The organism is uncultured Nevskia sp. (assembly GCF_903885465.1).
Classification (GTDB): Bacteria; Pseudomonadota; Gammaproteobacteria; order Nevskiales; family Nevskiaceae; genus Nevskia.
The window spans coordinates 1-9,077 of sequence record NZ_CAISIQ010000216.1; the positions used below are offsets into that span (position 1 = coordinate 1).

A 9,077-nucleotide genomic window follows, 5' to 3' on the forward strand; every position below is an offset into this window, starting at 1 on the left:
AAGCCGGTGCCGAGCAATTCATCATCCGTGGCGGCACCAATGGCCGCACCGGGCTGCCGTCGGAGCTGCGCATCGGCTCGATCATCGCCGTCGCCGATCGTTCGCGCCGCTTCAGTGGCGGCAACGCGCCGCTGCTGACCAACCGCACACTGTTCCAGCGCGATCGCAACCTCTGCCTGTACTGCGGCCGGCAGTTCTCGCCGAACGATCTGACCCGCGATCACATCATCCCGGCGTCCCGTGGTGGCGGCAGCATCTGGGAAAACTGTGTCACCGCCTGCCGCAACTGCAACCAGTACAAGGACGACCGCACGCCTGAAGAAGCCGGCATGAAGCTGCTGGCCGTGCCCTACATCCCCAACCTGGCCCAGTACCTGATCCTGTCGAACCGCCGGATCCTGGCCGATCAGATGGAATTCCTGCTGGCCTACGCGCGCAAGAAGGTTCCTGTTTCGGCTTGAAGTTGAGCGTCGTGCAAGTCCACGTTCGCTAGTGCCGAAGCAGCGCTGCGCTAGCTGCGTGGCCCGGTAAACCTGTCAGGAGAAACACAGTGTTCGAGATCGCTCGCAAGAACGATATTGCCGTGCTGACCATGAGCCATGGCAAGGCCAACACCATGGATGTGGAGTTCTGTGTAGCGCTGGCCGAACAGTTCCGCGCCCTGGCGGCGGACCCGTGCCGGGCAGTCGTCATCGTCGGCCAGGGCCGCATCTTCTCGGCTGGAGTCGATCTCCTGCGCATCGTCGACGGCGGGATGGCCTATGTCGAATGCTTCCTGCCGGCGCTCAGCGCGATGTTCAACGCAGTGTTCGAATGCCCCAAGCCGGTGATCGCGGCGATCAATGGTGCGGCCATCGCCGGCGGTTGCGTGCTGGCTTGCGCAGCCGATCAGCGGGTGCTCGCCGAAGGCGCGCGGACCGGCGTGCCCGAGCTCAAGGTCGGTGTTCCGCTGCCCATGAGCGCTCTGGAAATCATGCGCTTCGCAGTCACCCACCGGTATCTGCAGAGCGTGCTGTACGGCTCCGATACCTTTGCCGGCGAAGAGGCCCTGCAACGGGGACTCGCCGACGAACTGCTGGCCCCCGGGCAGGTACTCGAACGCGCGATCACCCTCGCGGAATCGCTGGCCGAGGTGCCGTTGCAAGCCTTTGCCCTGACCAAGCAGGCGCTGCGCGCGGCATCGGTTGCCCGGATTCGTGCCGAGGGTCCGGCCTACGACCAGCAGGCACTGGCGCACTGGGCGAGCCCGCAGACGGCCGCAGGCATTCGGGCCTACGTCGAAAAGACGTTCAAACCGGCGAGGTAGAAGCCGGCAGGCCGAAGAAGCGCGCCCCGAAACACGATGCGGGCTCAGCGCGTCGCCAGCATTTCGCGCAGCTTGTACTTGAGCACCTTGCCGCCGACGGTCGCCGGCAGATCGTCCATCAGCACGACACGCTTGGGTGTTTCGAAGCCCGCAAGACGCTCGCGACAGAACGCGATCAGGGCCGTTTCGTCGATGGTCTCGCCCGGCCGTGGCACGACGACCGCGGTAACCCTTTCGCCCCAGCGCGGATCCGGCAGGCCGACGACGGCGACGCGGGCCACGCCGGGAAACTGCGCGATGACGGATTCCACCCGCAGGCTGGAAACGTTCTCGCCCCCGGACTTCACCACGTCCTTGTAGCGGTCCACCATAACCCGCAGGCCGTCGTCGCGGAACTCGCACAGGTCACCGCTATGAAACCAGCCGTGACGGAAGGCGGCGCGCGTGGCCGGCTCGTCGCGGAAGTAGCCGGCGGTGATGATCGGCGAGCGATACACCACCTCGCCGCGTACTCCGGGCTGGCCGTGCAGCGAGCGGCCCTCCTCGTCCATCACCGTCGACGCGAGCAGCGGTGTCGGCAGGCCGACGACGTTGGTCGCCGGTGCGGTCTGCTGGTAGACCTCGGAATACTGCTCGACCGGGAAACGATGCAGCGCGATGCACTCGGTCTGGCCGAAGATGCCGACGAGGCTGGCCTGCGGGCTCAGCCGTTTGAGCCGCTCGCGCACGGCAGGATCGACCGCGCCCCAGCCGTAGATCACAACACGCAGGCTGCCCAGATCCGGCACCGGGTCGGAGGCTTCGGCGGTGCGCACCAGGTCGGCCAGGAACTGCGGCGATCCGACGAAATAGGCTGAAGGGCGTTCGCGGTCGATGGCGGCGCAGAGGTTCGCTGGCGTCGGCGTACGGCCCAGCACCACGCTGCCGCCCGAGAGCAGGGCCGACATCGGAAAGATCTGGTCGCCGACGTGATAGATCATCGGCAGGAAGGAGCAGACGCGGTAGTCGGACTCGACCGGCACGCCGCGCGAATACGCCGAGGCCTGGTTGAGGCCCGCGAGATAGGTGCAGGTGTGGGAGATCATCACCGCCTTGGGCATCGCAGTGGTGCCCGAGGTCATCAGGATTTCCCAGATGTCGTCGCCGTGGATGCGCACCTCGGGTTCGGTCGCCGGCTGGCCGTGCATCAGTTGCGCCAGGGACGGCAGCCCGGCGCTGTCGCCCTCGGGGGTGACGATCGTCGCCAGCACCGGAAGGCCGACCGCCGTCAGCGGTCCTTTCGCCCTGGGCCAGGCTTCGGCATCGATGATCGCGGCCGCCGCACCCACCTGTCTCAGCGAGTGCTCGAGCATGTCGGCGGCCATCATGGTGTTGAGCGGCATCGCCACCAGGCCAGCCTTGGCGCAGGCGATCTTGACGAGGAAGGCTTCGATCGAGTTATCGCAGAACAGCGCCACGCGCGCGCCGCGCACCAGGCCATGCGCCAGCAGACCGTGGGCGATCGCGTTCGCCGCCTGGTCCGCCTGCCGGTAAGTGACGCGCGCGAACTGCGGATCGCGCACCGCACAGGGTGCGGCCACCAGCGCCAGCTTGTCCGGCTGACTCCAGGTCATGCGTTCGAAGATGTCGCCCACGCTGACGCGCTCCCAGCGATGGTCCGCGCGGCGGTCGTACAGGTTCTCGACGTCCAGCTTCATCGATGCTCTCCGAAGGATTTTTGCGCGGACCGGCGCGAACGCGTAGCGGCCACCCTACGTTCGCTGGAAAAGAGCCCTTGCGCCTAGCTAGCTGGCGACCGGTACCACTCGGGACGTCCGGCCAGCCACAGCTCGCCCCACAGCTTGCCGCCGCCGTCGACGGTCAGCGTCTCGCCGGTGATGAAGCTGGCGCTGGGCGAGGACAGGAACACGCAGGATTCGGCGATCTCCATCGGCGAGCCCGGCCGCTTGAACGGATTGGCCAGCGGGAATTCGGCCACCGCTTCGGCCGGATAGACGTCCAGGCCCTCGCTCGCAGTCAGGCCGGGCGCGACGCAGTTGACGCGGATGCCCAGCGGCGCCCACTCCACCGCCACCGTGCGCATGGCGCCGACGATGCCCGCACGTGCGGCCTGCGTGTGTGCCACGCCCGGCATGCCGCGCTCCAGCACCACGATCACGTTGACGATCGAACCGCCGCGCTTCAGGTCGCGCCAGCGCTGCGCCGCGCGCTGCATCACGAACCAGGTGTTGTTGAGATTGTTGGTGATCACCGCGTTCCAGCCGCCGGGGCTGATGTCGATGGCGTTCTGCGGAAACTGGCCGCCAGCGCTGTTGATCACCAGGTCCGGCATGCCGACTTCTGCCTCGATGCGCGCGTACAGCGCCAGCACCTGCTCGTGCTCGCGCAGCTGCGCGGCGTAGCCGTGCATCGTTGCGCCCTGCGCCCGAGCGTAGTCGACCACGCGGTCGAGCTTGTCCTGCTTGCGGCCGGTGACCACCACCGTGGCACCCAGGCGCGCCAGGAGCAGCGCCACGGCGCGACCGATGCCGCTGCCACCGCCACAGACCAGCGCCACCTGGCCGGCGAAGAGATCCGGCCGAAAGGCACTCGGGTGCTGCCAGAGCTCATCGAGCAGCGGGTCGGCATCGCTCATGACCGCCGCCCGGTGCAGGCCTGGATGAAGCAGCTGCAGGAACCCTCGGGCATCGCCATCGTCTTCGAAATTGAGTTGAACTCACTAATGGAAATCTCGCAGGAACGACGAGGAACATCAAGCTCCATTCTTTTTAATACTGATGGCCCTGGATCGTTGCCAAAGCATTGACAACAGGAAGTTTTCCAATGAGTAATGCAGCCCGTCTGCGGACGCGCCATCCCGGCGGCCGCCTTATCCGGAGCCCCGATGACCTCCCTCGTTCTCGTCGAACGCCGTGACGGCGTGCAGTGGATCACCATCAATCGCGCCGAGCGACGCAACGCCATCAACGAGGAAGTCATCCGTCTGCTCGGCGAGGGCATCGACGCCGCCGTGGCGGACCGCGCCTGCCGCGCCATCGTGCTCACCGGCGCCGGCGACAAGGCGTTCTGCGCCGGCGGCGATCTGCAGAAGAACGCGGACGGCAATCCCTTCGGCGTCGACTATTCGCGTCCGCAGCACTACATGGTCGAACTGTTCAAGCGCATCCAGGACTGCACGCTGCCGATCGTCGCGCGCGTCAACGGCCATGCCCTGGCCGGCGGCTTCGGATTGCTGTGCGCCTGCGACATGGCGGTGGCCGCGGACGACATCCGCATCGGTGCGCCGGAGTCCCGGATCGGCATGACGCCGATGACCATCCTGCCGCACATGCTACGAGTGATCCCGGCGCGGCGCCTGCAGGAGATCTGCATCACCGGCGAGCAGTTCACCGCTCAGGAGGCGCTGGACTGGGGCATCGTCAACTACGTGGTTCCGCGCGCGCAGCTCGACGAGAAACTGGACTGGCTGCTCGCCCGCGTGACCAGCGCCTCGCCGACCGCGGTGCGCCTGGGCAAGCAGACCTTCAACGCGATACGCGACCTGAGCCTGCGCGATGCGCTGGAGTATTCGCAGGCCATGTTCGCGGCGATGGCGTCGACGGCTGACGCGCAGGAAGGCCGCGCCTCCTTCGTCGACAAGCGCGCGCCGCACTACACGGGTCGCTGACCGTGAGGCCTCTGCGCATCGGCTGCGGAGCCGGTTTCTGGGGCGATTCCGCGGAAGGTCCGCGCCAGCTGGTGCGCTCCGGCGAGATCGACGTGCTGGTGCTCGACTATCTGGCGGAGATCACCATGTCCCTGCTCGCGCGGGCCCGAGCCAGGGACCCTGCGGCGGGCTATGCCACCGATCTGCCCGGCGTGCTGGCCGCGCTGGCGGAAGACCTCAAGGCGCGCGGCATCCGTGTGGTCACCAACGCCGGTGGCGTGAATCCGCAGGCCTGCAAGGCGGCGCTGGAGGAAAAGCTCGCCGCCCAGGGCATTGCGTTGAAGATCGCCATCGTCACCGGCGATGACCTGCTGCCGCGCGCAGCGGAGTTCGCGCAGCTGCGCGAGATGTTCAGCGGCGAGCCGCTGCCGGCCAGCCCCTGGAGCTTCAACGCCTATCTCGGTGCCTTCCCGATCGCCGCGGCGCTCGCCGACGGTGCCGACATCGTGATCACCGGCCGCTGCGTCGACAGCGCCCTGGCGCTGGGCCCGCTGATCCACGCCTTCGGCTGGACGCCAACCGATTACGACCGCCTCTCCGCCGGCAGCCTGGCCGGCCATGTCATCGAGTGCGGCGTGCAGGCCACCGGCGGGATCGCCACGGACTGGGAGGCCGTGGTGGCGGACTGGGACCACATGGGCTTCCCGATCGCCATCTGCGAGCCCGATGGCAGCTTCGTGCTGACCAAGCCGGCGGGCACCGGCGGACGCGTGGTGCCGGAGACCGTCGCCGAACAGATCGTCTACGAGGTCGGCGATCCAGCCGCTTATCTGCTGCCCGATGTCAGCTGCGACTGGCGCGACCTGCGGGTCGAAGCCGCGGGCCCGGATCGGGTGCGGGTATCGGGCGCGCGCGGACGAGCACCGTCGCCGTACTACAAGTGCTCCGTCACCGCGCAGGAAGGCTTCCGCTGTGCCACGACGATGATGGTCGGTGGCCTCGATGCGGTGCGGAAGGCGGAGGCCGTCGGTGGCGCCGTGCTGGCGCGCACGCGGCGGATGTTCGCCGCCCAGAACCTCGGCGACTACCGGCGCACCCACATCGAGGTGCTGGGTGCCGAGTCCAACTGGGGCGCGCATGCGCGCCGCGCCGACACCCGCGAAGTGATCCTCAAGATCGCCGTGCAGCATGCGGACAAGCGCGCGCTGGAAATCTTCAGCCGCGAGTGCATTCCCGCGGCAACCGCGATGGCCCAGGGCCTGACCGGATTCGCCGGAGGACGACCAACGCCGTCGCCGCTGGTGCGCCTCTGGTCCTGTCTCGTGCCGAAGGCCGCAGTGCCGATCCAGATCGACGCTCAGCCCTGGTCGCCGGCGCCAATCGAAGTCGCCGACGATCAGTCCGTGAAAGCCGTGCCCGTGATGGTCGAGCCGCTACTGACAGGCCCAGTGCGGCGCGTCCGCCTGATCGACCTTGCCTACGGCCGTTCCGGCGACAAGGGCGACGCCGCCAACATCGGCGTGCTCGCGCGCCGGCCGGAGTTTGTCCCGGTCCTGAGCGAGCAGTTGACCGCAGCAGCGGTGAAAGACTGGTTCGCTCATTTCGTCACCGGGTCCGTCGAGCGCTACGAGTGGCCGGGCCTGCAGGGTTTCAACTTCCTGATGCAGGGTGCGCTCGGTGGCGGCGGCATCGCCTCGCTGCGCCACGATCCGCAGGGAAAGATGTTCGCGCAGATCCTGATGGACTTCCCTCTCGACGTTCCCGAAGCCCTGTTCGAGTCGCGCGCATGAGAGCCCGGCACTGGCCGTCGACACGATGCTCGTTCCAGGCCGGTTTGAGGTTTTCCCGAAGGCACTGCTGATCTAAGCTCGATTTCGCGCGGTAAACATGGTTCAACGCCTAGTGCAGGAGGAGACAATGGACGCACAGCAATTCCAGATCGCGCTCGAGCGCGACGGCTTCACCCGGGCCACCGCCGGCGAATATGCCCCGGGACTGATCAACCTGGAGCACACGCATCCCTTCGAAGTGCGGGGGCTGGTGCTCTCTGGCGCAATGACGATTTCCGGCGGTGGCCAGGTTCAGCGTTGCGGCCCCGGCGACGTCTTCGTCATGCATCTCGGCGAAACGCATCGCGAGGAAGTGGGCGCCGCGGGTTGCCGTTATTTGTATGGCAGTCGGCAGGTTGCTGGGTGAGCGATGCTTGGACGCGAATGAGGTTGGAGCCGATCCGTGTGGCATAGGCACTCTAGAGAACGGGCTTTGCCTGCCATGAAGAAACGAGTAGTGACTATCTGGTTAATCAGCTTTGCTGCAATGGCAGTGTTTGGCGTTCTTGCGGCCACAGTTCATGAGGCTTTCTTCTACGGTTGCTTCCCAACAGTCATTGGTTTGTCAGTCGCTTTAATGAGCGTTTCTTGCCCTTATTGCAGCGCCGCGGTGCTGTACAGAGATCAAAAGGCCTTCGGCCTTAGTACCAATGGCTTCAGGCCATGGCCGCCAGAGCATTGTCCAAACTGTAAGAGGGCCCTTCCGTGATGTCCGCATCCACGCGGACGCTCATATTTACGCTTCTGCTTTCGACGCCAAGCATTTCTGTGGCTCAAGTATTCGAGGCACTGCTGGCGAGCGTAAAAAGCAATAGCAGTTACCCTTCCATTGAGTTCATGTCCGCTGGAGAAAGCCAGGCACTTTCCGTTGGCACGGGCTCTGAAGAGCTTCCTGCCGAGGCACCTCAAGCGCAGACGCTACGCGTCGTGGTCTATCGCTCCGAGATTTATCAGTCCGTGGTCATTGAAACACTGACTACTGGATTCGAGAGTTGCTGCCGCAAGGTGGTGCAGACGCGCTCCTTTGACCTCGAAACATTCGCTAACCGCTTTGGATTCAAAGGTGAAGTGTCGGGATTCGTATTCACCGGCTGGCTATCGCCGCAATCGTTCCAGTTCACTTACCAAAGCAAGCCATTCCATGCCACCGTTGCCAACGGCGACCGTATACGCGTAGCTCGCGGTACGGGCGCTAGTAGTTCATTCAAGCCGAATCGCTGAGCCGCGCTATTTCCGAACCGGCAACCCGATACTGCTGCCGCTATACCAGCGAATCATCAACGGCTTCCTGGCGTCGCAAGCACTGATCGAGCGGGCGATTTCAGCGATGCCTCTGAGCGCAAATTCGCTGACGCAATGTTCCAATTGATGTGCCGACAGCTTCCAGGCCACAGAGCAAGACCAGCTGCAGGTTGCGGACCCATATAGCGGTGTATCGGTATCGCCGATGGGTGCTATCAGAAGGAACTGTTATTCGTGCGAGTCAGGCATGAATATGATCCAGCGCAGACCGGCCCTTGCTCCGAGACGCGCTAGTGGAAACTTCTCTACTCATCGACAACACACCGCGGGCTGCGGCTGAAGGCAAGACCTTCGCAAGACGCCACCCGACGGATGATCGGCTGATCACCACCGTGGCGGCGGCGTCCATCGCTGACGCGCGAGCGGCGGCCGAGTCCGCCGGCCGTGCCTACGCGGTGTGGTCTCAGACCGGGCCTACCGAGCGTCGGCGCGTTCTGCTTCGGGCGGCGGATCTGGTCGAGGAGAAGGTTGCCGAGTTCGTCAGCACGATGGCGCTGGAGGTCGGCGCGTCCGAACTCTGGTCGCGTTTCAACGTCGGCCTGACGGCGAGCCTGTTCCGGGAAGCCGCGAGTCTGGCGACGCAGATTCAGGGCGAGACCATTCCCACCGACAAACCTGGCACGCTGTCGATGACCATCCGGCAGTCGGTCGGCGTCATCCTCAGCATCGCGCCGTGGAACGGGCCGGTGGTACTGGCTGCTCGTGCGCTCGCCTATCCGCTGGTGTGCGGAAACACGGTGGTGTTCCGAGCTTCCGAGACCAGTCCGCGGACCCACGCGCTGCTCGTCGAGATTCTGCATGCGGCCGGTCTGCCGGCGGGTGCCTTGAATCTGCTCACCACGGCGCCGGCCGACGCGCCCGCCGTCATCGATGAGCTGATCGCCCACCCTGCCATTCGACGGATCAACTTCACCGGCTCGACGCGCGTCGGACGAATCATTGCCCAGAAGGCTGCGTCCCACCTGAAGCGCTGTCTGCTGGAACTCGGTGGCAA

The 9,077-nt window shown here is 65.6% G+C and carries 9 protein-coding genes; 7 read left to right on the forward strand and 2 right to left on the reverse strand.

The window, feature by feature from the left end:
• Positions 1 to 461: HNH endonuclease (locus QZY06_RS08115; protein WP_295682650.1), on the forward strand; the 461-nt coding region annotated here is incomplete at its 5' end.
• Positions 462 to 550: 89 nt separating this feature from the next.
• Positions 551 to 1,306, forward strand: a complete 756-nt coding sequence (locus QZY06_RS08120) for an enoyl-CoA hydratase/isomerase family protein (protein WP_295682652.1) — start codon at positions 551 to 553, stop codon at positions 1,304 to 1,306.
• A 44-nt stretch (positions 1,307 to 1,350) separates the two neighbouring features.
• Here QZY06_RS08120 and QZY06_RS08125 read toward each other — a convergent pair whose 3' ends face one another.
• Positions 1,351 to 3,003, reverse strand: a complete 1,653-nt coding sequence (locus QZY06_RS08125; RefSeq protein WP_295682655.1) for a class I adenylate-forming enzyme family protein — start codon at positions 3,001 to 3,003, stop codon at positions 1,351 to 1,353.
• Positions 3,004 to 3,086: 83 nt separating this feature from the next.
• A complete protein-coding gene (locus tag QZY06_RS08130; RefSeq protein WP_295682658.1) occupies positions 3,087 to 3,941 on the reverse strand; it encodes an SDR family oxidoreductase in 855 nt (284 codons plus the stop codon).
• A 249-nt stretch (positions 3,942 to 4,190) separates the two neighbouring features.
• Between QZY06_RS08130 and QZY06_RS08135 the strand changes: the two genes are divergently transcribed.
• The 5 genes from QZY06_RS08135 to QZY06_RS08155 form a co-directional block, all read left to right on the forward strand.
• Entirely contained in the window at positions 4,191 to 4,973 is a 783-nt protein-coding gene (locus QZY06_RS08135; protein ID WP_295682660.1) for an enoyl-CoA hydratase-related protein, read from the forward strand.
• A gap of 2 nt (positions 4,974 to 4,975) precedes the next feature.
• On the forward strand, positions 4,976 to 6,742 hold the full coding sequence (locus QZY06_RS08140; protein ID WP_295682662.1) for an acyclic terpene utilization AtuA family protein: 1,767 nt from the start codon (positions 4,976 to 4,978) through the stop codon (positions 6,740 to 6,742).
• 127 nt (positions 6,743 to 6,869) lie between these two features.
• Positions 6,870 to 7,148 carry a cupin domain-containing protein gene (locus QZY06_RS08145; protein WP_295682665.1) on the forward strand — a complete coding sequence of 93 codons (279 nt, stop codon included), beginning with the start codon at positions 6,870 to 6,872 and terminating at the stop codon, positions 7,146 to 7,148.
• Between the two features lie 341 nt (positions 7,149 to 7,489).
• Positions 7,490 to 8,002: a hypothetical protein gene (locus tag QZY06_RS08150; RefSeq protein WP_295682668.1), complete on the forward strand. Its 513-nt coding sequence runs from the start codon at positions 7,490 to 7,492 to the stop codon at positions 8,000 to 8,002.
• Positions 8,003 to 8,316: 314 nt separating this feature from the next.
• A partial coding sequence (locus QZY06_RS08155; protein WP_295682669.1) for an aldehyde dehydrogenase family protein occupies positions 8,317 to 9,077 on the forward strand: 761 nt, incomplete at its 3' end.